Annotated in this window: 19 protein-coding genes and 1 pseudogene; 9 read left to right on the plus strand and 11 right to left on the minus strand. The window is 69.7% G+C overall.

The window, feature by feature from the left end; genetic code table 11:
* Positions 1-3,171 carry a vWA domain-containing protein gene (locus ACZ69I_RS09205; RefSeq protein ID WP_470831169.1) on the plus strand — a complete coding sequence of 1,057 codons (3,171 nt, stop codon included), beginning with the start codon at positions 1-3 and terminating at the stop codon, positions 3,169-3,171.
* A 67-nt stretch (positions 3,172-3,238) separates the two neighbouring features.
* On the opposite strand, the pseudogene ACZ69I_RS09210 reads toward ACZ69I_RS09205, so the two are convergent.
* Together ACZ69I_RS09210 and ACZ69I_RS09215 are read right to left on the minus strand one after the other, a co-directional pair.
* Positions 3,239-3,463, minus strand: a pseudogene (locus ACZ69I_RS09210) (potassium-transporting ATPase subunit C); the annotation flags it as partial.
* A gap of 304 nt (positions 3,464-3,767) precedes the next feature.
* On the minus strand, positions 3,768-4,427 hold the full coding sequence (locus ACZ69I_RS09215) for a TetR/AcrR family transcriptional regulator (RefSeq protein ID WP_467678082.1): 660 nt from the start codon (positions 4,425-4,427) through the stop codon (positions 3,768-3,770).
* Between the two features lie 186 nt (positions 4,428-4,613).
* Here ACZ69I_RS09215 and ACZ69I_RS09220 point away from each other — a divergent pair, with 186 nt between their 5' ends.
* Positions 4,614-5,732 carry a serine hydrolase domain-containing protein gene (locus ACZ69I_RS09220; RefSeq protein WP_470831170.1) on the plus strand — a complete coding sequence of 373 codons (1,119 nt, stop codon included), beginning with the start codon at positions 4,614-4,616 and terminating at the stop codon, positions 5,730-5,732.
* 36 nt (positions 5,733-5,768) lie between these two features.
* Here ACZ69I_RS09220 and ACZ69I_RS09225 read toward each other — a convergent pair whose 3' ends face one another.
* A complete protein-coding gene (locus ACZ69I_RS09225) occupies positions 5,769-6,830 on the minus strand; it encodes a GlxA family transcriptional regulator (RefSeq protein WP_470831172.1) in 1,062 nt (353 codons plus the stop codon).
* A 141-nt stretch (positions 6,831-6,971) separates the two neighbouring features.
* On the opposite strand from ACZ69I_RS09225, the gene ACZ69I_RS09230 reads away from it, so the two are divergent.
* The gene (locus tag ACZ69I_RS09230) at positions 6,972-7,856 is read left to right on the plus strand and encodes a S1 family peptidase (RefSeq protein WP_470831173.1); all 885 of its coding nucleotides are present in this window, start codon (positions 6,972-6,974) and stop codon (positions 7,854-7,856) included.
* A gap of 104 nt (positions 7,857-7,960) precedes the next feature.
* Entirely contained in the window at positions 7,961-8,947 is a 987-nt protein-coding gene (locus tag ACZ69I_RS09235; protein ID WP_470831175.1) for a GlxA family transcriptional regulator, read from the plus strand.
* Here the strand turns inward: ACZ69I_RS09235 and ACZ69I_RS09240 are convergent.
* The 4 genes from ACZ69I_RS09240 to ACZ69I_RS09255 all read right to left on the minus strand — a co-directional run bounded on the left by ACZ69I_RS09240 (position 8,944) and on the right by ACZ69I_RS09255 (position 14,666).
* A complete protein-coding gene (locus ACZ69I_RS09240) occupies positions 8,944-9,822 on the minus strand; it encodes a MerR family transcriptional regulator (protein ID WP_470831177.1) in 879 nt (292 codons plus the stop codon). The genes ACZ69I_RS09235 and ACZ69I_RS09240 overlap by 4 nt on opposite strands.
* A gap of 91 nt (positions 9,823-9,913) precedes the next feature.
* Positions 9,914-11,503 (minus strand): hypothetical protein, encoded by a 1,590-nt coding sequence (locus tag ACZ69I_RS09245; RefSeq protein WP_470831178.1) that lies wholly within the window; start codon positions 11,501-11,503, stop codon positions 9,914-9,916.
* Between the two features lie 135 nt (positions 11,504-11,638).
* On the minus strand, positions 11,639-12,856 hold the full coding sequence (locus tag ACZ69I_RS09250) for an acyltransferase family protein (protein WP_470831180.1): 1,218 nt from the start codon (positions 12,854-12,856) through the stop codon (positions 11,639-11,641).
* Positions 12,857-12,995: 139 nt separating this feature from the next.
* Positions 12,996-14,666: an AMP-binding protein gene (locus ACZ69I_RS09255; RefSeq protein ID WP_470831181.1), complete on the minus strand. Its 1,671-nt coding sequence runs from the start codon at positions 14,664-14,666 to the stop codon at positions 12,996-12,998.
* 337 nt (positions 14,667-15,003) lie between these two features.
* Between ACZ69I_RS09255 and ACZ69I_RS09260 the strand changes: the two genes are divergently transcribed.
* Complete coding sequence (locus ACZ69I_RS09260; RefSeq protein WP_470831183.1) at positions 15,004-16,122, plus strand: aromatic ring-hydroxylating oxygenase subunit alpha; 1,119 nt, start codon at positions 15,004-15,006, stop codon at positions 16,120-16,122.
* Positions 16,123-16,148: 26 nt separating this feature from the next.
* On the opposite strand, the gene ACZ69I_RS09265 is transcribed toward ACZ69I_RS09260, so the two are convergent.
* On the minus strand, positions 16,149-16,997 hold the full coding sequence (locus ACZ69I_RS09265) for an alpha/beta fold hydrolase (RefSeq protein WP_470831184.1): 849 nt from the start codon (positions 16,995-16,997) through the stop codon (positions 16,149-16,151).
* Between the two features lie 101 nt (positions 16,998-17,098).
* On the opposite strand from ACZ69I_RS09265, the gene ACZ69I_RS09270 reads away from it, so the two are divergent.
* Positions 17,099-17,512, plus strand: coding sequence for a winged helix-turn-helix transcriptional regulator (locus tag ACZ69I_RS09270; protein ID WP_470831185.1), 414 nt, complete (start codon positions 17,099-17,101; stop codon positions 17,510-17,512).
* Positions 17,513-17,542: 30 nt separating this feature from the next.
* Here the strand turns inward: ACZ69I_RS09270 and ACZ69I_RS09275 are convergent, their stop codons facing one another.
* On the minus strand, positions 17,543-18,352 hold the full coding sequence (locus ACZ69I_RS09275; RefSeq protein WP_470831187.1) for an aminoglycoside adenylyltransferase family protein: 810 nt from the start codon (positions 18,350-18,352) through the stop codon (positions 17,543-17,545).
* Between the two features lie 143 nt (positions 18,353-18,495).
* Between ACZ69I_RS09275 and ACZ69I_RS09280 the strand changes: the two genes are divergently transcribed.
* A complete protein-coding gene (locus ACZ69I_RS09280) occupies positions 18,496-18,756 on the plus strand; it encodes a hypothetical protein (RefSeq protein WP_470831189.1) in 261 nt (86 codons plus the stop codon).
* 67 nt (positions 18,757-18,823) lie between these two features.
* Here the strand turns inward: ACZ69I_RS09280 and ACZ69I_RS09285 are convergent, their stop codons facing one another.
* A complete protein-coding gene (locus ACZ69I_RS09285; protein ID WP_470831190.1) occupies positions 18,824-19,753 on the minus strand; it encodes an NADP-dependent oxidoreductase in 930 nt (309 codons plus the stop codon).
* A gap of 271 nt (positions 19,754-20,024) precedes the next feature.
* Complete coding sequence (locus tag ACZ69I_RS09290) at positions 20,025-20,168, minus strand: hypothetical protein (RefSeq protein ID WP_361729674.1); 144 nt, start codon at positions 20,166-20,168, stop codon at positions 20,025-20,027.
* Positions 20,169-20,373: 205 nt separating this feature from the next.
* On the opposite strand from ACZ69I_RS09290, the gene ACZ69I_RS09295 reads away from it, so the two are divergent.
* The gene (locus ACZ69I_RS09295; protein ID WP_470831192.1) at positions 20,374-23,619 is read left to right on the plus strand and encodes a lantibiotic dehydratase; all 3,246 of its coding nucleotides are present in this window, start codon (positions 20,374-20,376) and stop codon (positions 23,617-23,619) included.
* Positions 23,616-24,911 (plus strand): lanthionine synthetase C family protein, encoded by a 1,296-nt coding sequence (locus ACZ69I_RS09300; protein WP_470831193.1) that lies wholly within the window; start codon positions 23,616-23,618, stop codon positions 24,909-24,911. Before ACZ69I_RS09295 ends, ACZ69I_RS09300 begins: the two co-directional genes overlap by 4 nt.
* Positions 24,912-25,006: the final 95 nt, after the last annotated feature.

The following is a 25,006-nucleotide window of genomic DNA, read 5'->3' on the forward strand; positions in this document are numbered from 1 at the left end:
ATGGCGTTCCACGTCTATCCCGATCCGCAGACCGCCGCACTCACCGTCAACACCGGCCCCCCGGTCTTCGTCGGCATCGACCAATTGGCCGGGCCACGCGACCAGGGCGGCTACGCGAAGATGATGTACGTCCGGGTGTGCGCGACGGGCGCCGTCGAACTCCCGACGCTGTTCATCCGGGCGGGACACCCCGACACCCCGGCCACCCCCGGCGACACCGAGGGACCCGCGGTGGAGATCACCGGATTCACCGGCGGAGTGTTCAACAAGACCACGTACCTGGGTGACGTGAAACGCGACGTCGAGGCCGACAACGTGGCCATCATCCGCATGGGGTTCGACCAGGCGGGCACCGCGGAAACCTGGCGGCTGGGTTTCCGGAACAACAACGTTGGTGGCGCGCCAGTCGAGTTCACCTGGGTGGTGGCCGACACGGCCACCGACACGGCCAAACCCTGGCTCGACATCTCGCCGGGCACGGTGTCCACCTTCCTCTCCCTCGTCAACAAGTCCGACTCGGACAGCGTGCAGGTCTCCAACAAGGGCACCGCCCCGCTGACCATCGCCACGGCGGGCTCCCTTCCGTCCAGCGGCTTCACGGTCACCTCGCCCCTGCCGCTGACCGTACGCCCCTCCCGCACGGAGACCCTCTCGCTCCGGTTCACCGCGCCCGCCGCGCCCCCGCCGGACAACAAGACCACCCTGACCACGAACATCGTCGTGACACCACCGGACCCCACGGTGGGCACCTCCGCCGGCCACAACCAGCAACTCGCGTTGACCGCCGTCACGCAGAAGCTGGAGGTCGTCCTCCTGCTCGACTCCTCGGGCAGCATGGGCGGCAACCCACTCGGGGGTCCCCCCGCCACCGTCGCGGAGTCCCGCTGGGGGGAGCTGACCACGGCGACCAAGGGGTTCCTGCACCTCCTCGGCCTCTTCGCCGACAACGGTGGCCGGTTCGGCATCGCCCGCTTCCCCGCAGTGGGCGCCGGCCCCGCCGGCTTCGACATCGTCCCGATGAAACAGATCGCGGCCTCCGAGATGGCCGACGCGGGCAACGCCGTCGAGGCCATCGTGCCCACCGGCAGCACCCCGATGGGCGACGGCCTCGACCACGTCCTCGCGCCTTCCACCAGCTACTTCGGCACTGACCCGCTCAGCGTCAACACCAGCCGCCGCTGGCTGATCATGATGAGCGACGGGGCACACAACTCGGGTACGCACAACCCGAAGGAGTTCACCGCACCACCCAACGGCACGGCGCCCTCCGGCACCTCGCTCGCCGAGAAGAAGATCACGATGTACGGCATCGGGTACGGCGTCGAGGGGCACACCGACGTCGACCACATCCTGATCAAGACCCTCGCCGACGGCTCGTTCGGCGGCGTCTCGCACAGCGTCACGGAACCGGGGTTCACCCCCACCCAGCTCGGCGCGGTCCTGCGCAACGCCCTCAAGGAGGGCCTGACCGACGCCTCCTCCCCCGCCGACCCTCCGGGCGTGTTCGTCTTCGGCGAGCGGGAGATCCGCCACGAGACGGTCATCACCCCGTACGACGACAAGGCCGCCTTCGTCCTGGACTGGAACACCCCCGACGCCAGCAGGCTGCGGCTGGAACTGCTGACCCCGAACTGCGAACTGATCACGCCGGAGAACGCGGGCCAGGGCAAGTTCTCCCAGGTCACCTTCCACGGCGGAACGCGCTCGAACATGTACCTGATCCCCCGGGACTTCCTGCGAGGCGGCAGTGGCTCCGAGGGGGCCACCGGCACGTCCGGCACCCGGGGGCGCGACGGCACCTGGCGGCTGCTCGTCAGCTCCGGCGGCGGAGTTATCGGCGCCGCGGACACGACGGGCGCGACGAGCGAGGGCGATCCCGACGTCGAGCACTACGTCTACGACGTGCTCACCGACTCGACGCTGCGCCTGGAGGTCAGCCAGGACAAGAGCACCTACTTCGCCGGGGACCCGATCACCGTCACCGGCCGCCTCACCGCCGAAGGCCGGCCGGTGACCGGCGCCGCGGTATCACTGTCCACCACCGCGCCGGTGCAGTCGACGGACAACCAGATCGCCGCGCTGCGCATACCCGCCGAGGCGCTGAAACGTGCCGAGGAGCTGCTCGCCGGCAAGGACGCCACCCCACTGCTCGTCAGGCAGTTGGGGGCCCAGCTCGCCGGGCTGAACATCGACGGCAGCCGCCGCGAGCACGTCCAGGCGATGAGCGACGCGGACGGCACCGGCAACTACCGGGCCACCGTCACAGACACGTCGGTCCCGAAGCAGTACGTCTTCTACCTGTCCGCCACCGGTATCACCGCCGACGGCACCAGCTTCCACCGCGAGAGCAAGCAGGAGACGCTCGTCATGGTGCGGCCCGAGCCGCAGCACACCCGGATCGACGTCAACCAGACCGGGCCCGGCCAGATCGACGCGACCGTCATCCCGCGGGACCGGTTCGGCAACGTCCTGCTGATCAACCCCGACACGGCCGGCGGCTTCGGCCTCACCGCGCTCGGCGGCAAACCCGGCGCGCTGACCAGTCGGCTCGACGGCTCGTACACCGGCACGGTGACGTTCGACCCGAAGGTCAACCCCGCCATCGGTCTGCAGTTCGGCGGCGAGGACGTGCTCGTACCGAAGCACACGCCGCCGGTCGGCGACCTGCGGTACACCAACCGCGTCATCAAGTTCGAGGCAGGCGCGATCAAGGACGCCAACCAGCACGCCGACGCGCGCGCGGTACTCGGCAGCGTCGTCGACAAGCCCGCGGGAACGTTCGTCTCGCTCGGCGCGGCGGGCCGGCTGGAGGTCGGCATCACCCGCCTGGTCATCCTGGCCGTCGGCGGCGACGACGACGTTACCGTGTTCGTCCGGCCGGACACGGACCTGCGCGCGTACCGGGTGGAGGCGTACGCGGTGGAGCGCCGCGCATGGGTGGAGCTCGGCGAGTCCGTCGGCGTCACCCAGTCGTTCGGGCTGCGCCCGGCCCACCTGAAGTTCACCATCGCCCTGCGCATCACCGACATCAGCGGCCGTACACGCGACGACGCGTTCGTGGCTCTGACCACCCCGGGGGTGAGCCTGCGCGGCGTCGGGGCACTGAAGACAGCCAAGGACCTGCCGTGCCGACCGGACCAGTTGCCCAACTGGTTCCCCTGGGCACGGTAGGCACGGGCCGCCCGCCCCGCGAGGGGCGGGCGGTTCTCCGTCGCGGTGTTACGAAGCTGCGAGTTCCTTGGGCCTGGAGGGCGTCGTACTGCGGGGAGATGTCCAGGTCGAGGCCGGAGCCGGAGGACGTCACGGCGTCGGCGGGCACGTCGGACGGCCGCACACAGTAGCCGGGGGTCGTGTTGTCCCTGATGACGGCGGCCTTGCCCCAGGCGATCAGGTCGACGTTGTCGCCGGAGCGGTTGGTGGCGCGGTTTGATGAGGTAAAGGCGACGTTCTGGGGCGAGGGCCGGCACGGGGTTCAGCCGCCGTTGACCGACGCGACCGTTCAGGATGCCGAGCGTCGGCTCGGCGTCCGTCTGCCCGCTTCGTTGCTGGAGATCCTGCGGGTCCGGAACGGCGGTGCGGTGGCGGAAAACCCTGAGCGGCATCGACCGTCGCCGCAAGGGCAGCAGAGCGCTCGCCACCAAGACGCTCGGCCACGCAGCGGCCCGAACGTGCCCGAAGCCGCAGTGAGAAGGGCACTCGATGGGGCGGCGACCACGCGCCGCGCCGGTCTGCCGACTCAATCCAGTGATGGTCCTACGGTCACGGCACTAGCTCGGGCAGATCCCCGCCTCGATGTGGGCGAGTTGGGCGGCGAGGATCTCATCGAAAGCGGCGCGTCGATCCGCTCCGAGCGGGCGGACGTCGCGGGCGAAGTGGGCCAGTGCGGGAAAGCGTTCGGGGTCGGCGCCCAGGACCGTGACGCGGAACAGCTCCATGCCCTGTTCGTACTCCTCCGGGGTGATGGCGCCGGCTCCGGCCTCGGAGGCGACCAGCGCGGCGATGAGGACCGCGATCCGGTGGTAGTGCACCGGGATCTCCTCGTCACGCAGCCCCGACGCGCGCAGGGCCTGCAACACCTCTTCCACGACCAGCCGGGAACCCGCGCCGCCCGACGCGTACCGCCCCCAGACCGCGGCGAGCTGGGGCTGCTGCCCGAACGCCTCTCTCACCCGCAGAGCCAGGGCGGTGATGCGCTGCTTCCAGTCGCCCTCGCCGCGGTAGCCGTCCATGGAAGCAAGGAGGATCCGGTCGGCGACCGCTCGCAGCAGTTCCGTCTTGCTGCGGAAGTGCCGGTACAGGCTGGAGGAATCGGTCCCGAGAGCCGCCGCGAGCTTGCGCACGCTGAACGACTCCGCGTCGCTCGTGCGCAGCAACTCCGTTGCCGCATCCAGGATTTCGTCTGTCGACCAACGCCGTCGACCTGCCATTTCGCCCCTCTCGTCGGCCCCAGTCTAACTTATGCACTTGGTGTTGCACGCACCGCGTGCATAATGAGGACATGAGCGTGCCGAGCGACCCGGCAGCAGACGGGCCGACGTGCCGCGCATGTCGGTCGCCCCAGGCCGGGCGACTGATGCGGAGCTCACTCCGAGCACAGCGAAAGGACGCATGACGTGAGGAACTCACTGGATCCCGCGGCGCTGGATGCCGCCATGGAAGACGTCCACCGCGCCGGGATGCCGGGCCTGTTCGCCGAGGTGCGTGACGGCGACCTGGTCTGGCGCGGCGCGGCCGGGGTCGCCGATGTCGCCACCGGTCGCCCCGTCACCGCCGACATGCGCCACCGCGTCGGCAGCATCACCAAGACCTTCACCGCCGCCGCGGTTCTGCGGCAGGTCGAAGCCGGTCGGATCGGGCTCGACACAGCGATCGGCGAGTACCTTCCGAAGCTGGTTCCCGGCGAACGCGGTGACGCGATCACGGTCCGGATGCTGATCAACCACACCAGCGGCCTGGCCGAGTATCTCCCGTACGCCTATCCCTCCCTCAAGGCGATGCCTGCCCTCGCGGACACCGGGCCCCAGAGTCTGGACGATCACCGGTTCACCCGGTTCGACCCCACTGAACTGATCGGGATGGGGGTCACGGCACCGCCCGTGAACGCCCCGGGCGGCACGCCGGGGGTGTACTCCAACACCAACTACCTGCTCCTGAGCCAGCTCCTGGAACAGGTGACCGGCACCACCGCCGAGCAGCACATCACCCGCGACGTCATCGAGCGCGCCGGGCTCCGGGACACCGGATTCCCCACCGGGCCGAACGTCGACGGGCCGCACTCGCACCTCTACGAGGCGTGGTTCGGCATGATCGACCCACCACGCGAGTACAGCGTCTACGACATGTCATGGACGGGGCCGTCGGCCTCACTGATATCGACCGTCGCGGACCTCAACCGCTTCTTCCGCCTGCTGCTGGCCGGGGAGATCGTCAGCCCGGCGTCGCTGGCGCAGATGCAACGCACCGCCCCGATCATCTCCCAGGAGGGAAAGATGATCGACTACGGCCTCGGTATGCATCCGGTCGAGGCGCCCGGGCAGCGCACCTTCTGGGGCCATGGCGGCACGGTCTGGGGTGGTGGGGCGCTGGCCTTGACCCGCGCCGACGGCGAGCGGCAGATGGCGATCGCGGTGAACTTGCAGAGGTGGAACAGGATCGACTCCTCCGGCAAGCCGCAGCCACATCCCATCGACGACGCGCTTGCGGCGCTCTACCGCGTGGCGATATACGGCTGACCCGGCCGGATGCCGCGCGAAGCCGACGGGCCGTGTTCACGGTTGATCGGGGCGTTCCGGCCACGTGATGCCGGAGACCAGCGCGCGGAACGCCGTGCGGTAGGTGGTCGGGCTGGTGCCGGTGGAGCGTTGGAATTGATGGCGCAGGTTGGCGGGGGTGCCCAGGCCGCTGCGGGTCGCGATGCGTTCCACCGGATCGTCCGTGCGCTCCAGGAGCCGCTGGGCGTGCTGGATCCGCATGCGCAGCAGGTACTGGAGCGGGGTGAGACCCGTCTCGGCGCGGAAGCGGCGCGTCAGGCTGCGGATGCCGAGCTGCGCCTGGCCCGCGATGTCGTCGAGGGTGAGCGGGCGGTGGAGGTTGGCCTCCATCCACCGCGTCACCGGTTCGAGGCTGCTGCCGGGTGGAGTGACAGCGTTGTACGCGGCCTCGGGAGCGGCACCCCGGGCGGCCCCCGACGCAGCCTTCGTGACCGCACCCGAACCAACCGCCGGTGCCGGGACATCCACGTCCTCGGGCCCGGTGTGCAGCTGCAGAAAAAGCTGCCGTTCCGTCTCGATGGCGACCGGCTCCCCGTGATCCAGGGTGATCAAGTGCAGACACAGGTCGACGCCTCCGAGCACCCCGGCCGCGCTGTGGAAGGGGCCGTCGGCCACCGCGGCTCCCTCGGGATCCACCTCGATACGAGGGTGCAGCGCGGCCAGTTCCCGGGTGTGCCGCCGACTGGTGGCCGCCCGGCGCCCGTCCAGGAGACCGGTGGCCGCGAGCGTGAACGTGCCGGTGCCGACGGCGCCGATGCGGGCCCCGCGCGCCGCCGCTGCCCGCAGTGCGTCCACGACACCGGGCGGCGGCGCGGCACGGAAGTCCTCGTGCCCCGGCACCAGCACCGTATCGGCGTCGTCGAGGCCCTCCATGCCCCAGGGCGTGTCGAGGCCGAAGGGCGCGGCGCCGCCCGTGCTGCGAAACTCCGGTCCCGCGCAGACCCGCACCTCGTACGCGACCGGGTGGTGGTGCCTGGCCGCCGTGGCGAAGGCCAGTCCGGGGGCGGTGAGCTGGTGCCCCGGGACCCCGTCGAGGGCGAGGACGGCGATCACTGACATGTCCAGAATTTAGCCCACGGTGACATCGCAGCCGCTGTTTGCGGGGGCCGTCCGCGACGGATGATCGCAGGGCCGGTGGGACGAAGGCGGACAGACGCCTCTCCCCCGCGCAGCTCCATAACCTTTGCGAAAGGCCCGTTCATGCACGCCACGGACATGCCCGCCACGGACACCACCACCTCCCCCGAGCCCCCTTCCTCCGACCATGCCGACCGCTCCCGGCGGGGCTCGCGCCGGCTGCTCGCCCGGGGCGCCGCCGCGCTCGGCGCGACCGCACTCCTCGGCGTCACGGTGATGACCGGCAGCGCGAGCGCCATCGTTAACGGCGAGGACGCCACGCAGCACTACTCGTTCATGGCGACGGTGCCGGTCAAGGAATTCGGCGCGCAGTGCGGCGCGACGCTGATCGATCCCCAGTGGGTCCTCACGGCCGCGCACTGCGTCAACCCCGAGCTGGCCACGCTGACCGGCAAGGTCCGCGTCGGGAGCGACCACCGTACGACCGGCGGGTCCGTGCGGAACATCGACAAGATCGTCACCGCGCCCGGCTATGTGCAGGACATGACGGGCACGACACACAACAAGAACGACCTCGCGCTGATACGTATGGACCGTCCCGTCTCCCAGAAGCCCGTGCGCATCGCCCACAAGGCGGGTCCTGTCGGCACACCCACCCGCATCCTCGGCTACGGCACGGTCGTCGAGGCGCCGTCGCTGGAGGACGCGAAGTTCCCCGACCGCCTCCAGCAGTTGGACACGCGCAGGGGCGCGACGAGCGAGTGCGCCCCCGGCTGGGCGGGCAAGACGCGGCTGTGCACCGTCAGCCCGAAGCCGAAGGCCATGGCGTGCAACGGCGACTCCGGCGGCCCGCAGCTCCAGCGCGCGACGAACGGCCGCTGGGAACTGATCGGCGCCACGTCCGGGCCGGGCAGCCTGCGCGAGGGCTGCGGGACGGGGCCCGGGCTCTACTCCAACGTGCCCGCCTTCAAGACCTGGATCCACAAGACGATCCACAAGAACGGCTGACCGACGGCTCACGCGGCCGCCGCACGACCCCGCAGGCGCGGCCGACCGGCGAACCGCGAGGCGGCTGACGCCGGTCGGCTCGCGCGGATGGTTGGATTCCCGCTATGTCAGTGATCGCCGTCCTCGCCCTCGACGGGGCTCCGGGCCATCACCTCACCACGCCCGGACTCGTCTTCGGTACCGCCTGCCGGGAGTACCCCGACGTGTCCTACGAGGTCAGGCTCTGCGCGGCACCCGGGTTCCGGGCGACCGGCGGCCCGGGGCCGGCGCTCGCCATCCGTCCGCCGTACGGTCTCGACGGCCTGGCGGACGCCGACGTCGTCCTGGTTCCCGGGCACGACGGCTCCCGTGCCGGGCGGCCTCCCCGGGCCGTCGTCGCCGCGCTGCGTGCGGCGGCGGCCCGGGGAGGCCGCGTCGCCGCCGTCGGCACCGGGACGTTCACACTCGCGGCCACCGGCCTCCTGGACGGCCGCCGGGCCACGACCGGCTGGCGGCACGTGGAGGAACTGGCCGCGCTGTACCCCCGTATCGAGGTCGATCCGGCCGGTACGGTCGTCGAGGACGGGCCGTTCTGCACGGCGGCCGGAGTGTTCGGGGGCATGGACGTCTGCCTGCGACTGCTGGCCCGCGACCACGGTCGTCGGATCGCCGGGGAGACGTCACGGGAACTGATCACCCCGCTGCACGGCGACGCGGACAGCGTCCAGGAGACCATCGACCGCGAGGTCGCCGAAAGCGCGGGACTCGAACCCACCCTGCGGTGGATCGACACGCACCTCCACCTACCGCTCACGCTCCCCGAGATCGCCGCCCACGCGCGCACGAGCACCAGCGGCGTGACGCGCCGCTTCCGCGCCCACACCGGGCTCAGCCCACTCCAGTACGTGTTGCGTGCGCGCCTGCACGAGGCGATGCGGCTGCTGAGGGAGACGGACACACCCGTCGAAGCCGTCGCGGGCGCGACGGGGTTCGCCTCCCCCGCCGCCCTGCGCCATCACTTCCGCGCGCTGACCGGCACGACACCTCGTGGCTACCGCCGCACTCATGCCCCTACGGGCCGATCGCCCGCGTCCGGGGCACCGCAGCCTTAGAGTTCCGCGGCCAGTTCCATACAGCGCAGGCGGGCTGGGGAGAAGTCGTAGGGCATCTTGCCGATGGCTTCGAGAACGCTCATGGAGTCAGTTCCCCGCCTGCCGGAGCTGAGGTCGGCGTCGTCCTCGCCGTCGTCCGGGTGCAAGGTGTCCCAGGCGTCGCAGAGGGCATCGTCGTCCTTCTCCAGGCCGGACTCCTCGATGACGGTCTGCAGGGCACTTTCGAAGGCGTGCCGTTCGACGGCCACTTGAGCCACCCGTGGATCATCGACGGCGACACTGTCGTCGAGTGCCTCCTCGGCGTCGTCGATGCGGTCGGAGGCCTCCCGCAGAGTGGGGTGCGTGGCCAGGACGACGAAGCGGGTGGCCTGGATGGCCGCGCCGAGCGGACCGAAGATCCGCTCGGTGACCAGCAGACTGTCCAGGTCCGCCTGACGCAGGGAGCCCTCGGGCAGGCTCTTGAGGCGGTCGGTGACGACGTCGGACAGCAGACCCATCCGGCTGCCCTCGGTGCGCATCCGCTGCACGGCGGCCCGCTGCCGCCGCAGCTCCGCCTCCTGCTCGGCGAGGGTGTTCTCCAACCGCTCCAGGATGCCCGCGATACCGTCTCCGCTGCCCGCAGCGGCGGAAGCCGTGCCGGTCGTGAAGGCGTCACGGATGTCGTCCAGGGCGACCCCGGCGTCGGCCATCTTGCGAATCCACAGCAGGCGGATCATGTCCTCGTACCCGTAGCGGCGGCGGTCATCGCCGCCCCGCTCGGGCTCGGGGAGCAGGCCGATCTCGTGGTAATGGCGAATCGCCCGGGGTGTGCTGCCGACGAAGGCCGCCGCGTCACCGATCTTGACCTGGCGCGGCGGCACGAAGGACGAGTGCATGAGCAGGGACCTTCCTCAAGGGACCGGGGCGTGAGTCCACCGGACCACATGCCGCTACGGAAGGTGCAACTCCGCTCCCGCACCCGAGGTGCTAACGGACGTCTACGTAATCCTCACTTCCGTAGTCCGCGTAGTGGGATCCGACCGTGTCGGTGTAGCGCATCTGCCACGTGCCGTCCCGCTGCGCGGTGAACTTCTTGCGGAACGTGCCGTCGGCCAGCGTCTTGGTGCTGCCCAGTTCCTGCCACGCGGATCCCGCCGTCGCGGCCTTGAACCAGACACGGATCTTCTGGCCGCCGTACGGCCGCCAGGTGGACCCGGCCTTGCGCATCAGGCCGCCCTTGGCCGTGAGCGTCGAGCCCTTGCGCACGCCCTCGGGCGAGACGCCGTCGTTCCAGATCTTGGTGTACGTGCGGCCCAGCGTGAAGCTCTGACCGTTCACGCCCGCGTTCACCAGGCGGAGCCGCCACTGGGCGCCCGCATCCGCCTTCTTCGGCGAGGAGGCCGTGAAGGACGCGCCGTACGCGGCGTCGAAGGTGCCGGTGCTCGCCCAGGACCCGCCCTCCGTACGGCGGTCGATGGACACCTTCGCCTTGGTGCCCGCAGGGTACGAGCCCTGCGTGACACCGAGCTTTCCGGTGAAGGTGACCTTGCGGTACTTGCTCACCTCGGCCTTGACGTTCGACAACTCGCTCGTCCGAGGGGGCGTGGCCAGCGTGAAGGTGTGCGGTGCCGGCGCCGTGAACCAGTTCGACGCGGTCGGCCGGACACTCACCTGTCCGCCCTGCTTGACGGTGTATGCCGTGGAAAAGGTGCCGTCCGCACCGCTCACGGCGGCCGTGTCGCCGATCTGCACCTCGGCTGCCAGCGGCTTCTCGGTGCCGTCGTCCGCGATGCGGGTGAGCTTGCCGCGGACGGGGATGTCACTGCCGTACGGGGCGGTCACCGTGCCGGTGGGGGCGTCCACCGCGAGCTTCAGCGCCTGCCGGCGGAAGGGCAGGGTGAGCGACTCGTACTGCTGGTCGAACATGTACTCGTAGGTGGTGGCGGTGCTGTACTCACTGAAGTGCTCGGAGGACGTGAAGCGCCCCGCCTCGTCCGTCCACACCCACCCCTCGCTGTGGGCCTCCCGGGCGCGGTAGTACATGCCCACCCCGGCGAACGGCTTCACCTCGTGGGTCTGGGGGTCCTCGGCCACCAGGGACCCGGAGACCGTGAGGGAAGCGTTGTCGTAGGAGATCCACGGGCGGCTGCTGGCGAGGGTCAGCCGAGGGTGGAGACCGTAATTGAGGTAGCCGGTGGACCGCTCGACGACCTCGTTCGACTGTCCTTCCCTCGCCACGACGTCGATCACGTAGGCACCCATCGCGGGCAGGGTGACCGGCTCGGACCTGAAGGTGTCCTCGTAGCAGTCGTCCGTCTCGGGGCAGGCCTCGGTGCCGTCGAGGCGTACGTCGGCGAGGACCCTGCTGTCATTCTTCGCGTGGATCTTGAGCGTGACGTCCTTCGGGTGGAAGCGCGAGGACATGTGCTCATAGAGGGCGTAGATCTTGCCCCCTTCCACCAAGGTTTCCGTACGGCTCTGAGCACCGCCGCCGCCCGCGTGCGCCGCGGGCACGGCGACCAGTGCGGCAGCGCAGACCGCGATACTCGTGGCCAGCGCTGCCGTGTACTTCTTCAAGACGTGAACTCCCCCATCGGGTTTTGCCATGTGTACGTGCGTTTGACCTGCGAGGGGGGCACAGGGTTGCGCACATCGGTGGCGCATTTTGATCGTCTTGGCGGACACCCGTCCTCTGCGGTCGTGCCCAGAAGGTCACACCCGGCCGGAGGCCGCCGCACCTTTCGGCTTCCGGTGTGCGGCGTCCCGCTTCCGCCCCCACCGGCGCGTCGCCGGCATCTCCACGAGCACGTACAACAGGCGCGCGACGGCGACGCAAACCAGGCCCGTGCCCAAGTGGTACAGGACCCCGGCCGCGGTGCCCATGACCGGCCTGCCGAGCACGATGTGGATCGTGAACAGGACGATCAGATTGACCAGGCAGAACCCGTACGCGGCCTCACCGAGCCACACCATCGGCCTTCGCCCGAGCCAGCTGCCGCGGCCCCGTATGTCGCGGGTGACCAAAGCGGCGACCAGCACGGTGACCGGCACGGCGTAGAACGCGCCGAAGCTGTACACCACCGGCAGGGACAGGGTGAGCACATACGCCCCGGCCACGGCGAGCGACGCCGGCAGCACGCCCACGCGCAGCGTCCACCTGCCTTCGCTGATCAGTCGGGCGGTCAGCATGCCCGCGACCAGCTCGAGGCCGCGGACGGGCGGGCTGAAGTAGCCGATCCACATCTGCGCCCAGGAAAGGCCCGGCAGCACGGGGCTGTCCGGGCCCGCCAGGAAGAGCGACGTGAGCACGGGAACGGCGAGCGCGGCGAGGGCGACGGCCGTGAACCAGTACACGAGGCGCTCGGGCCTGATGCGCCGTACCCAGACGATGAGCAGGGGGAAGACCAGGTAGAAGGCCAGCTCGACGGAGATCGACCAGGTGATGCCGTTGACGGAGTAGATGACGAAGGAGCTGTCGGGCAGCCATGCCTGCACCAGAAGCAGCGTCGCGGCCGCCTGGAGCGGCTTGACCGGCAAGTTCTGCGCGAGCAGGAAGACGACGCCGAATCCGAAGACGACGACATGGGTGGGGAGGATCTTGGCCGCTCGTCGTCGCCAGAAGGACTTCGCGGAGTCGCCCGCCTTCGCCACCCAGGTCAGTACGAATCCACTGAGGACGAAGAACACCGAGACACCGAGGTATCCCAAGTTGAGCCCGTGCTCGTGGACGTACTCGTACGTCGAGGCATCCCTGAACACGGGCACGTAGGCGGCGTGGCCGATCAGGACGAGGAACGCGGCGATGAACCGCAGACCGGTCAGGGACTGCAGACGGCCTCCCGCCGCAGGCCGTCCCGTGTGCGCGTGCGTGTCCGGGGCGGGTGGCGGCGAGTCCGGTGTGCTTGGTTCTGGGGCGAGTTCGGCGGGCATGACGAAATCCTCCTGTGGTGGCGAGTGTTCGGGTGGTGCGCGCCGCGGGGGTACGCGCGCACGGGGTCGGAGACTGAACTACCGTCCGCGCAGGGGGCGATGGCCCGACCTCAGCGGTGTGCGGCCACCGACGGGCCGCTCAGGCGCTCCCCGGCTGGTCGGCGCGCAGCAGGTCGGCGGCGAGCTCGCGCAGCTCCACCTTGCGCACCTTGCCGCTGGCGGTCATCGGGTACTCGTCGATGACACGTACGTAGCGGGGGATCTTGTGGTGCGCCAGCTTGCCGGTGCAGAACGTCCGCAGTGACGCGGCGGTGAGCGGCTCGGCGCCCTCCCGCAGCCGTATCCAGGCCATCAACTCCTCGCCGTAATGCTCGTCCGGTACGCCGATGACCTGTGCGTCCAGGACGTCGGGGTGGGTGTAGAGGAACTCCTCGATCTCCCGGGGGTAGAGGTTCTCGCCACCGCGGATGACCATGTCCTTCAGCCGTCCGGTGATGCTCAGATAGCCGTCGGTGTCCATGACTCCGAGGTCGCCGGTGTGCATCCAGCCGTCCGCGTCGATGGCCTCGGCGGTCTTGTCCGGCTGCTCCCAGTAGCCCTGCATCACCGAGTAGCCGCGGGTGCAGACCTCGCCCTGCTCGCCGCAGGGCAGCAGGGCGCCCGTCTCCCGGTCGACGACCTTGACCTCCAGATGGGGGCCGACGCGCCCCACCGTGGACACCCGGCGCTCCAGGGAGTCGCCCGCACGGGTCTGGGTGGACACCGGGGAGGTCTCCGTCATGCCGTAGCAGATGGTCACCTCCGCCATGCCCATCTCGTCGATCACCCGCATCATCACCTCGACGGGGCACGGCGCGCCCGCCATGATCCCGGTGCGCAGGGAGGACAGGTCGAAGGAGCCGAAGGCCGGGTGGGCCAACTCCGAGATGAACATGGTCGGAACGCCGTACAGCGAGGTGCAGCGCTCGGCGTTGACGGCCTCCAGGGTCGCGCCGGGGTCGAACGCCGCGGCCGGGATCACCATGCACGCGCCGTGGCTGGTGGCCGCGAGGTTGCCCATCACCATGCCGAAGCAGTGGAAGAACGGCACGGGGATGCAGACGCGGTCGGCCTCGGTGTAATTGCACAACTCACCGACGAAATAACCGTTGTTGAGTATGTTGAAATGCGAGAGCGTCGCGCCCTTGGGGAACCCCGTCGTGCCCGAGGTGTACTGGATGTTGATCGGGTCCCCGGCCTTCAGGGACGCCCCGGCCTGCGTCAGCTCCCGGGGAGTGACGTGTGCCCCGCCGGCCAGCAGGGTGTCCCAGTCGTCGGTCCCGATGAGACAGACGTGCTCGAGGCCCGCGCACGCGAGCCGTACCTCGGCGATCATGCCCTCGTAGTCGGAGGACTTGAAGCTCTTCGCGGCCACGAGGAACCGCACCCCCGCCTGGTTGAGCACGTACTCCAATTCGTGGGTGCGGTAAGCGGGGTTGAGGGTGACGAGAATGGCGCCGATCTTGGCCGTCGCGTACTGCGTCAGGGTCCACTCCGCGCAGTTGGGCGCCCACAGACCGACGCGGTCGCCCTTCGTGATCCCGAGCGCCAGGAGCCCTCGGGCCACGGTGTCGACGTCGTCGGCCAGTTCGGCGTACGTCCACCGACGGCCCGTCACGCGGTCCACCAGAGCTTCGCGGGCACCGAAGGATGCGGCGATCCGGTCGAAGTTCGCTCCGATGGTCTCGTCCAGGAGCGGAACGTCGCCGACGCCACATGCATAACTTTGGCCGGATTCCGAGGCGGATCGGGTGAGCAGATCTTCCACCATGCTCAATTCCTCCTTGGGGTGGCAGAGAAACCAGCGTTGGTCAGACCCGTTCGGATCGGCATCTCTTGGATTGCTCGCCCGTTCTGGGACTATTTCACAGGGCGCCTGCGTCACTGACCGGAATGTACGTGTATAAGCGGTGAGTTACGGCGCACCGGATGCGCACCTCACTGCTTTTGTCTCACGTTGCGGACCTGGGGCCGTGGTCTGAAAAGTCTTGTGGTCTTGACGACACTCCGGGTAATTCTGTAGATGGCAACAGGTGCAGGTCAGCCAATGGAGGAGATCTCACCGGTGGTTCGCTACCGCCGACGGCGAGGACAAGAAAGGAAGAGAAGTGACCACCATCGTGCCCAGCCTGATGGCGACCCCGTCCGGTCGCTACTACAGCGATCCGGAGATCTTCGAGCAGGAGCGGGACCGTATATTCCACCGCAGTTGGTTCGCCGTCACACACGTGTCGGACGTGCCCGCTCCCGGCACATTCCACACGGCGCAAGTGGGCCGGGAGAACGTGGTCGTGGTCCGTGGACACGACGGTGTGGTCCGGGCCTTCCTGAATGTCTGCCGGCACCGCGGCTTCCTGCTCTGCAAGGAGAAGTACGGAGAGGTCAGGCGCAACCTCCGGTGTGGGTACCACGCGTGGACCTACAGCCTCGACGGCAGGCTCGTCGCGGCGCCGCACCTCGCCAAGATGCCCGACGTGGACCGCGGCGACTGGGGGCTCAAGCGGCTCCACGTGCGGGAATACCTCGGCTATGTGTGGATCTGCCTCGCCGAGGAGCCGCCCTCCTTCGAGGAGACCGTCGTCCACGCGATCACCCGGCGGTTCGACGACGAACAGGCCGTCGACAGCTGGCAGATGGCGGACCTGAAGGTCGGCCGCCGCATCAGCTACACCGTCAAGGCCAATTGGAAGATCATCGTCGAGAACTTCATGGAGTGCTATCACTGCGCTTCCATCCACCCCGAGCTGACGAGCGTCCTTCCCGAATGCGTCCAGGGTTACGCGGCTCAGCATTACGTGGGACGAGGCCTCAGTTTCCGGGACGACGCGGAGGCGTTCAGTATCGACGGCACCGGCGGGTTCGGTAAACTCCCCGGCATCACCGAGGACCAGGACCGGACGTACTGGGGGCTCACCATCAACCCTCAGGTCTTCATCAACTTCGTTCCCGACCACGTCATTTTTCACCGGCTCTTCCCCGTCTCCGCGGAACGCACGGTCGTCGAGTGCGACTGGCTGTTCGCAAAAGTCGTTCCCGAGAGTGCGCAACTCGACCACTCCGTCGAGCTATTTCACCGGGTGAACCAGCAGGACTTCGAAGTCTGCGAGATGTGCCAGCTCAACATGAAGTCCAGCGCCTATGAACCCGGCGGTGTCCTCGTCCCGCACGAGCACCACATAGCGGAAGATTTTCATTCCTGGTACCTGGAGGCGCTAGAAACGCCCTGAGACGGCAATGCCCTGCTGGCAGGGACTCATACTTCCGCGTCCTCACCGGCCAGGAATGGATGCAGCAGCGTGAGCAGGGCGCGCGGGCGGTGCAGCGGGATGATGTGGCCGCAGCCTTCGATGACGTGTCCGGTGAGGTCGTCGGTGACCGGGCGGAGCTGGCGTTCCAGTGCCGCACCGACGGGCCGGGCGCCCAACGCCATCGTCGGCACCGTCAGGCGGGCAGTGGCGACCGCCTGCTCGATCTGTACGGCGCTCTCGGGCAGCGCCCGGTAGTACGAGAAGGCGCGACTCAACGCCTCGCGGCCCGTGTACGCGCGGACGAAGGCGTCCCGGAGGGCGGGGCGCACCCCGTCGCCGAGCGTGCCGGCGTGCAGGAACCAGTCGACGTAGTCGGCCTCGTGGCCCTCCAGCACGGTCTCGGCAAGGCCGGGCGCGGCGGAGTGGAAGCCGAACCACCACGGCGGCCCGTCGGCAAGGAATTCCTCGGCGCCGGGCAGCCTGCCCAGCAAGGACTCCATGACGACCAGGCGTCGGACGAGACCGGGGCGGTGCAAGGCGAGGAGGAAGGCCGGCGCGGTACCCGCGTCGATGCCCACCACCGCAGCCGAGGACACATCGAGCGTGGTGAGGAGCGCCGCGGCGTCCTCGGCCAGCGTTCTCGCGTCGTACCCGGAGACGGCCCGGCTGCTCGCGCCGAACCCGCGCAGGTCCGGCGCGATGACGCGGTAGCGGCCGGACAGGTCTGCCATGACGTCCGTCCACACCTCCCAGGTGTGCGGGAAACCGTGCAGCAGGAGGACGGCCGGGCCCGATCCGGCGAGGGCGACGTTCAGTTCGACACCGTTGACGGGGATGCGCCGCAGCTCGGGCATGGGGAGGCTCCAGATGTGGTGAGGAATGGTGACCACATCACGCTAAGGAACTACTCTGGGTCTCCCAAGACGGCACTTTCCCTTCAGGTGGTGAGCCCTGAGTGACCACAACGAGGCCCGGCGAACCCAGTCGGCGGCCCGGTGAGCGGGGTGATCTGCTGAATCCGCTCTGCCCGACCCGCCAGTTGCTGGACCGCATCGGCACCAAGTGGACGTCGATGGCGGTCAAAATGCTGGCCGAGGAGGCGCCGGACGAGCTCCGTTTCGCGGAACTGCGGCGCCGTATCCCCGGCATCTCACAGAAGATGCTGTCCGTCACCCTGCAGAGCCTCGTCCGCGACGGCCTGGTCGCGCGCCGAGTGGAGCCCACCGTGCCGCCCGCCGTCCACTACCGGCTCACCGAGCTCGGCCTGTCCCTCGAAGGACCGCTCTCCGCCCTGCGGGTCTGGGCCGAGACCCACATGCCGGACATCGACCGCAGCAACCAACTCGCCGACGAGCCGCCCCGCGACTGAGACGTGGATCGAATGCGACCGGTCAGTGAGTTACTGGGCTCCCTGTCGCCGCCTTCTGCCTCGGCCTTCATGACCGGGCCGACGCCCGCGGCCCGCCTCGTCGATCCGGGTGAGCACAGCCTCGACGTGCGGGCGGACCTGGGACATCAGCTGACTGCTCCACGTCTCGTCCTGGTAGTGGCAGGTGAGATACATATTCCGCGCGTGCTCCAGGACGGGGCGATGCCGCAGGGGCAGACGGGCCAGAGCCCAGTCGGCTGCGGCATCCTTCGTCTTGATCTCGCCTGTGGCGAGAGTGGTCCAGATACGTGCGAGGGTCAGCAGAACGTTACGGGTGTCCTCATCCAATTCTTCGAGGAGCTCAGGCACACCCGCGACGCTCGCCCGGACGAGGTCGGAGTGCGGCACGGGCGCAAGCACCTCGGCAGGCCTCGGTCCCGTCAGCGAACGGTCACCCGCCAGCGCCACCGTGATCACCAGGGCCAGGTCCGGCGCAGGACCGGGCTGGGGGATCCAGCCCTTCTCGTATTCCGCTCGCAGCCACTCGCCATAGAGCAGATCGACAGTCGGCGGAAACCTCCAGGGCCGGACCTCGGACTCGACCACCACAGTGAGCTCTACCGGTCGTACCACGGAGGTCAGGCCGGAGATCTCCAGCAGCCCGTCCAACAGTGAACGTCGCTGACGATCCCCCAGGCTCCTGCGTGTCACGGCCAGAACGTCGAGATCACTGGCCGGGGCAAGCCCTCCGAGCACGGCAGACCCGTGCAAGAACACACCGACGAGCTCGGGCCCCACCGTGCCGCGAAGGAGTTCGACGGTCCGCTCAAGCTGATCCATGCTGATCCATCTCGCGACTCTCGTATACGTTCATTCGCGGCGACCACGCCCGTGCCGGACGGGGCGCACCACCCTTACGGGCACCAGCCTGGCACACCAAGGTGTGAGCCACTTCTCCCCGTACGCCACCCTCCGGAGGCCCCATGAATAACGCATCTGCCGCAGGTCTGCTGTACCTGATCGCCGCTCACCCGGGCCTCCTGCCCGCCGCGCCCGATGACGTCGACGACGCCGCGCTGCACCTCCGCGCCGCGTGCGGCGGACACCTGTGCCTGGGCTGTGGCACAGCGGCCACCGCCGCCGTCATCGTCAACTCCACCGGCAGGGGACCGCGCTGGCTCGACCTGTGCTCCGATTGCTGGCATGCCGTGCGCGAAGCCAACGACCTGCCGGAGACAGCCTGACCGCGCCTGACGCAACCGGCACCGGTGCAACCTCTCGGCCCACCCCGTCCTCACCTCCGCGACAAGATCAGACGGTGAGGACCAGTTTGCCCCGGAGGTGACCACTCTCGAGCAGCCGATGCGCATCGGCGACGCGCTCGAATGGGAACGTCTCCTGCACGTGGACCCGGAGCCTTCCTTGTTCGACCAGCTCGACGAGGCCTCTCAGGCCGACAGGATCAGGGTCGACCGCGATGCCGCTGAAGCGCATGCCGGCCGCCTCGACCTTCGAGATGAGCTTCACGTCCTCCTCGGCAACCGCCGTCACCAAGTGACCACCCGGGCGCAGCACTTCGAGCGACCGCTCGACGGTGTCGCCGCCGATCGTGTCCAGCACGAGATCGATGTCGCGGACCGCCCGAGTGAAGTCGACGGCCGTGTAGTCGATCACCTCGTCGGCGCCGAACCCCTCGACGAATTCCCGCTTGCTGCCGCTCGCTGTCGCGACCACGTACGCGCCGAACGCTTTCGCGATCTGGATCGCGACGTGGCCGACCCCTCCCCCACCGCCATGGACCAGGACGCGGTCGCCCTCGCTCACACCGCCGAGGTCGACGAGACCCTGCCACCCCGTCAGCCCGACGAGGGGCAGCGCCGACGCCTCGACGTGTGAGAGCGACACCGGCTTACGTGCCAGATGCAACGCGGGTGCCGACACGACCTCGGCGTACGCGCTCGACGCCCGCGGGAACAGCGGCATCCCGAACACCTCGTCACCGGGCCTGAACCGCCAGGTCTGCGGCCCTTCCTCGACCACACCGCTGATGTCCCAGCCGAGGACGAACGGCGGACGGCCGAGCAGCGGGAACTCGCCTGCGCGAAGGCGCGCTTCCAGCGGGTTCAGTCCGATCGCCTTGACGCGGACGAGAACCTCGGTCGGCAGGGGCTGCGGCTCCGGCACGTCCACGATGGTGAGCACCTCGGGACCGCCGAACTCCTGCTGAGTGATGACTCGCATGACCCTCCTGGCACGGGTGGGATCGGCGTTCCCGCGTTTATCGAAACGGTCGCATTGCGTACGCAGCACAAAATAAAAGGTCGCCGATAATCCATCGACGAGTCAACGGCGCAGGCGCTCACTCCGCAACCTTGCCCATTGGTCCGGAGACCCGTGCCCAAAAGGGCAACACGCATTGCCCGACCGGTTTTCCCGGCCCGCGCAAACGAGCCGACAGGCCGGTTCCGGCCGTGCGGAGCACTGTCGGAACCGGCCCTTCACATGGCCTGCGTCAGCAGAGCGAGCAGGTCGTACACGTGCGGAAGCAGGACTCTTCGCCCGAGATCGCGCCTGCGGCGCTGTCCTGGGCGACGTCCTGGATGGCGGTCTCGGTGAGGTCGATGTCAAAGAGGTCCTGAGTCATGCTTTCGGGCATGGGAATTCCTTCCAGTGGAACCTGTGAAACCGAACGAATCGTCACCCTCGGGTGACGAGATCGGAATCTATGTACGGATAGCGAACGGAGTCAAGGGGTTACGGGCGCGGGGGTGTCTGGGTACTGTGACGCCATTCCCCGGGAAGGGGAATTGAGGTTTCTTAACTCAGTTTTATGAGCCATCCAGTAAGGGGCAGGGGCACAGATGCGGCGTGAACAAGGCGCGGAAACGGTGTTCCACTGTGCGGACGGAGTGCTTCTCAGAGCGCCGCTCCTGGCGCGGCCGAGAGCCCGTGCGACCTGGCAAGACGCGCCCCAACAGACCATCGCCTCGCGGGACTCACGGGAGGGCGCGAGGAAGGCCCGTGGTGAGACAGGCGACGAGTGCGGCAAAGCCGACGCCCTCGGCGCGCTCCGTGCCCAGCTCACCGAACTGGTCGCCGACGCACGATTTCGCGAGGCCCTGGACGTCTCCAGCCCCTCGCTCGCCCGCACCCTCGACGCCGTCCTCGCGGACGCGCCCGTCAGCGCCTCCGATCTGCGCAAGGCCCATCGCGCGGCGACTCGCTACCTACTCCGGGCCGCGTCCCGGCCCACCCCCTTCGGGCTGCTCGCGGGCGTCCTGTGGGGCTCCTTCGGCCCGGCCACGAAGGGCGAACTCACCGGCCAAGGGCACAAAGCCGCGCGGCTGGACGCCGGCCTGCTGGCCCGGCTGATCGCCGAGTGGGAGCGCGACCCGGCCGTACACCGAGGGCTGAGCGTGGTGGCCAACGGGCTGTGCTTCGTACGGGGCGGGCGCCTGGTCCTGCCGTTCGCCCCGGCCGGGCTCGTACCCGGTCAGGAAGCCGCCACCCCAGCCGACGAGAACCGCCCCAAGTCGCGGACCCTGCGCCACACCCCGGTCGTACGCGCCGTCCTGGCAGCCGCGGCCCACCCCATACGCTGCGACGCCCTGGTCGAGGAAGTCGAAGCCCAGTTCACCGGGGCGCCCGAAGGTGCCGTGGCCCGACTCGTCGCCCAACTCATCGGCGCGGAGGTGCTCCTGACGGAACTGCGCCCACCTCTGGACACCCCCGATCCGCTGGCACACGTCGAAGCCCTACTCCCGGCCGACACCCCCGCCGCCGGGCGCGTCGCCGAGCTGCGGGCAGTCCTCGACGACTACCTCCGCACCCCGCTCGGGGAGGGAAGGGCCGCCTGGCGTACGGCACTTGAGACCGCTGCCGAAGCAGTCGCCGGCACCTCCCCCGCCCTCAAGGACACCACTCCCGGCGCACACGCGATCCAGGTGGACCTGCGTCTGGACGGCACCGCCGTGCTCTCGCACGAGGTAGCCCGCGAACTGGAGCGCGCCGCCGCCGCACTGTGGCGCCTGGCACCCCCAGGGCGCGGCCGCCTGACCCCGTACCACCAGGACTTCGTCGAACGGTACGGCCTGGGGCGCTACGTCCCCGTCAAAGAGCTCCTCGACCCCGACATCGGTCTCGGCGCCCCGGCCGGCTACCGGCTGCCCCCGAGCCACCGCCCCGACCCCGGGCTCGCCCCGCTGGGAGCCGCACGCCAACGGCTGTTGCTGGGACTGGCGGCCGAGGCGCAGGCACGCGGCGCGCGCGAGGTCGTCCTGGACGAACGGTGGCTGCGCAAGCTGGAGACCGCGGACGGCGGCGGGACCGCCGAGCGGGACCCGGCCGACGAGGGAGCGCCGCCGCCCGCCCTCGAACTCGTCGCGCAGATCGCCGCGTCGTCGGCGGCCGCCGTGGACCGGGGCGACTTCACACTCGTCCTCAACGGCGCCGCCACCGCCTCCGGCGGCCTCATGGGCCGGTTCGCGCACCTCTTCGAGCCAGTAGAGGCCGAGTCGATACGGCAGACGGTGCGCACCGCCCGCGCGGACACCGCAGGGCGTCTCCCCGTCCAGATCCACCACCAGGCCTCCCACCATCGGCACGCCAACGTCGCCCAGGTGCCCACTTGGCTCGACGGACGCCTGGTCATCGGCGCCCACCCCGGCCCCGCCGCGCCGGGCATCACCGACCTCTCCCTCGACGACATCGCTGTCTGCGCCGACTCCGAAGGCTTCCGGATCGTCTCGGTCCCGCTCGGCCGAGAGCTGGCCCCTTCGGCACTGCACGTACTCAACCGTGAACTGACCGCGCCCAACGCGGTCCGTTTCCTCATCGAAGCCGCCGCGTTCAGCCGCAGGCAATGGCGACTGTGGGAATGGGGCGCCGCGGAGGACCTGCCGTTCCTGCCCGCCGTACGCACCGGCCGCACCTTGCTCGCTCCGGCCCGCTGGCGCCTGGAGGCGGGCGGCCTGCCTCTGGAGGAGTGGCGCGCGCTCTGGCACGTGCCCGACCACGTCCACCTCACCCTCGGCGACCACCGCATCCCACTGAACCTCGCCATCCCCGCGCACCGAGACATCCTGCGCCGCGAGTGCGAGCGGACGGGTGTGGCCGTCGTTCACGAGCTGCCCCTGGGCCAGGACCCCGACAGCGGCTGGCTGTACGGCCCCGGCGGCGCTCACGAGGCGGAAGCCGTAGCGACCCTGACACCGCATCACCCACGTTCCGACGCACACCCTCCGCAATCCGTACGGCCCGTACGCACCACACCCCCGGCGATCCGGCAGGGCGCCGGCGAGATCCCACCCGGTGGGCCCTGGCTGTACGCGTCGCTCTACACCTCCGCCGAGCGCCAGGACGAACTCCTGACCGGCCCACTGCACCGCTTCCTGACCGCGCTGCCCTCCCCGTCCGACGAGACCGGCGGCGTCGACCGTTGGTTCTTCATTCGCTACGCCGACCCGGACCCTCACCTGCGGCTGCGTCTGCACGGTGACCCGGCCCACCTCAACGGCGTCCTGTTGCCCCAACTCCACGACCTGGCAAAGGAACTGGCCTCAGACGGCCTCGCCCGGGGACTGCGCCTCGACAGCTACGCGCCCGAGACCGAGCGCTACGGAGGGCCGACGCTGCTCGGCGCGGCCGAAGAGGTCTTCCACGCGGACAGCCAACTGGTGCTCGAACGCCTCGCGGCTCCGACGCCCGACCGGATCCTGGCCACCGCATACGACGTGACCGGGCTGGTAGCGGCCTTTCACCGGGGCTACGGCGGAGACTGGCGGCACTGGCTCACTCACACGTATCCCAAGCGGGAACAGCACCACAAGGCGTTCGCGGCGCGAAGGAAACAAGCACTCGCACACCTCACACCCAACGGCCCGGAAGCCCACACCCACCATGCGGCGGCCGAACGTTTCGGACGTCTGGTGCGCGAGGAGCAGGACCGGGGCGCGCTGAGCGTCTCCCCGGACGCGGTGCTCGCCTCCCTCGTCCACATGCACTGCAACCGGCGCCTCGGGACGGACCGTACGGCCGAGGCACGGAGCCTGGCCGTGGCCCGCGGCGCGGTCCAGGCGCACCTCGACCGGGAAAGGGCCCGATCATGACCGACAACCCCGTCGCGCTGCTCGCCGAGCGCCTCACCGATCCGGTCGCCCTGGCCGCACAAGTAACCGCCGGACAGACCCCGGAACTCGCCGAGACACGTTCCCTGTGGCACCCCCAGTCCCTCGCGGACGGCCACGCCGGCGTCGCGCTCCTCCTCGCGGCACTCGCGCACACCGAACCCGGATACGCACGCGCCACTCACGCACACCTGACGGCGGCGGTCACCGGCGTGACCAGGCCCGCACGCGAAGGGCTCTACGCGGGACTGCCCGCGGTCGCCTTCGCCGCCCGTACGGCCGTCACCAAGCCCGGCGAATACGCGGCGCTGCTCACCAAGCTCGATGCCCAAGTCGCCCTGCTCGCCCGTCGGCTCGTCGAACAAGACACTCCCCGCGTGGCGGCCGGAACGGGCGGGGCCAGGATGACCGGGTACGACGTCGTGGGGGGCCTCTCCGGCCTGGGGCGTCTCCTCCTCGCGGCCGGACCCGAGCACCGCGAGACCCTCGGTCTCATCCTCGCCCACCTCGTCGCGCTCACCCGCCCGGTCACCGAACCGGGCGGCAGGACCGTGCCCGGCTGGTGGACCGCCGACCCGATCCTGTTCAGCGAACCCGAGGGAATTCCCGGCGGACACTTCAACGTCGGCCTCGCCCACGGCATCCCCGGCCCACTCGCACTGCTCTCCCTCGCCCACCGCGCGGGCGTCCACGTGCCCGGCCAGGAGCAGGCGATCCGCACCATCACCGAATGGCTCCTGGCCCGCCGCAGTCCGGACGGCGCGGGCTGGCCCAACATCGTGCCGCTGGACGCCGAACTGACCGCGGCCTCCGGAGCCCGCCCCGAGCTGGCCGAGGCACGCACCGGCTGGTGTTACGGAACACCCGGCGTCGCCCGCGCCGTCCAGTTGGCCGCACTGGCGCTGAAGGAACCGGAATGGAACCGGCAGGCGGTGACCGCCGTCGCCCTCGCCTGCGACCGCACCGACTTCGCCGACCCCACGCTCTGCCACGGCCTGGCGGGACTCACCACGATCGTGACCCTGATGTCCCGAGAGCCCGGAGGAGAACAACTGGCGGGTGTGATCCCGGGGTTGACCGGCTCTCTTACAGCCGCGGCGGACCCGGCCAACCCCTTCCTGTGGCCCGCCGTCGCACCCGGAGTCGGGGCGCTCGTCCATCGGCCGGGTTTCCTCGACGGGGCGGCGGGTGCGGCGCTCGCGCTGCACTGCGCGACGAACCCTGAGGCGCCGCTCGGCGAACTGCCTTGGCAGGCGGCTCTGTTGCTGTGCTGACTGCTGGTGTTGCTGTGCTGACTGCTGGTGGGGTGGGTGACAGCCACGTACGACCGCCACTCCCCCATACGTGGCAGAGCAATGCGCCGGACAGC

Source organism: Streptomyces sp. NPDC036815 (genome assembly GCF_055609205.1).

What these genes read in the sequence shown, in the direction of transcription:
- ACZ69I_RS09265 (WP_470831184.1), bottom strand. Translation starts at nt 16,997, where the DNA reads ATGCCCGAGCTGCGGCGCATCCCCGTCAACGGTGTCGAACTGAACGTC.
- ACZ69I_RS09255 (WP_470831181.1), bottom strand. Translation starts at nt 14,666, where the DNA reads ATGGTGGAAGATCTGCTCACCCGATCCGCCTCGGAATCCGGCCAAAGT.
- ACZ69I_RS09215 (WP_467678082.1), bottom strand. Translation starts at nt 4,427, where the DNA reads ATGGCAGGTCGACGGCGTTGGTCGACAGACGAAATCCTGGATGCGGCA.
- ACZ69I_RS09275 (WP_470831187.1), bottom strand. Translation starts at nt 18,352, where the DNA reads ATGGATCAGCTTGAGCGGACCGTCGAACTCCTTCGCGGCACGGTGGGG.
- ACZ69I_RS09290 (WP_361729674.1), bottom strand. Translation starts at nt 20,168, where the DNA reads ATGCCCGAAAGCATGACTCAGGACCTCTTTGACATCGACCTCACCGAG.
- ACZ69I_RS09280 (WP_470831189.1), top strand. Translation starts at nt 18,496, where the DNA reads ATGAATAACGCATCTGCCGCAGGTCTGCTGTACCTGATCGCCGCTCAC.
- ACZ69I_RS09230 (WP_470831173.1), top strand. Translation starts at nt 6,972, where the DNA reads ATGCACGCCACGGACATGCCCGCCACGGACACCACCACCTCCCCCGAG.
- ACZ69I_RS09285 (WP_470831190.1), bottom strand. Translation starts at nt 19,753, where the DNA reads ATGCGAGTCATCACTCAGCAGGAGTTCGGCGGTCCCGAGGTGCTCACC.
- ACZ69I_RS09205 (WP_470831169.1), top strand. Translation starts at nt 1, where the DNA reads ATGGCGTTCCACGTCTATCCCGATCCGCAGACCGCCGCACTCACCGTC.
- ACZ69I_RS09240 (WP_470831177.1), bottom strand. Translation starts at nt 9,822, where the DNA reads ATGCACTCGTCCTTCGTGCCGCCGCGCCAGGTCAAGATCGGTGACGCG.
- ACZ69I_RS09225 (WP_470831172.1), bottom strand. Translation starts at nt 6,830, where the DNA reads ATGTCAGTGATCGCCGTCCTCGCCCTCGACGGGGTCCCGGGGCACCAG.
- ACZ69I_RS09300 (WP_470831193.1), top strand. Translation starts at nt 23,616, where the DNA reads ATGACCGACAACCCCGTCGCGCTGCTCGCCGAGCGCCTCACCGATCCG.
- ACZ69I_RS09250 (WP_470831180.1), bottom strand. Translation starts at nt 12,856, where the DNA reads ATGCCCGCCGAACTCGCCCCAGAACCAAGCACACCGGACTCGCCGCCA.
- ACZ69I_RS09295 (WP_470831192.1), top strand. Translation starts at nt 20,374, where the DNA reads ATGCGGCGTGAACAAGGCGCGGAAACGGTGTTCCACTGTGCGGACGGA.
- ACZ69I_RS09235 (WP_470831175.1), top strand. Translation starts at nt 7,961, where the DNA reads ATGTCAGTGATCGCCGTCCTCGCCCTCGACGGGGCTCCGGGCCATCAC.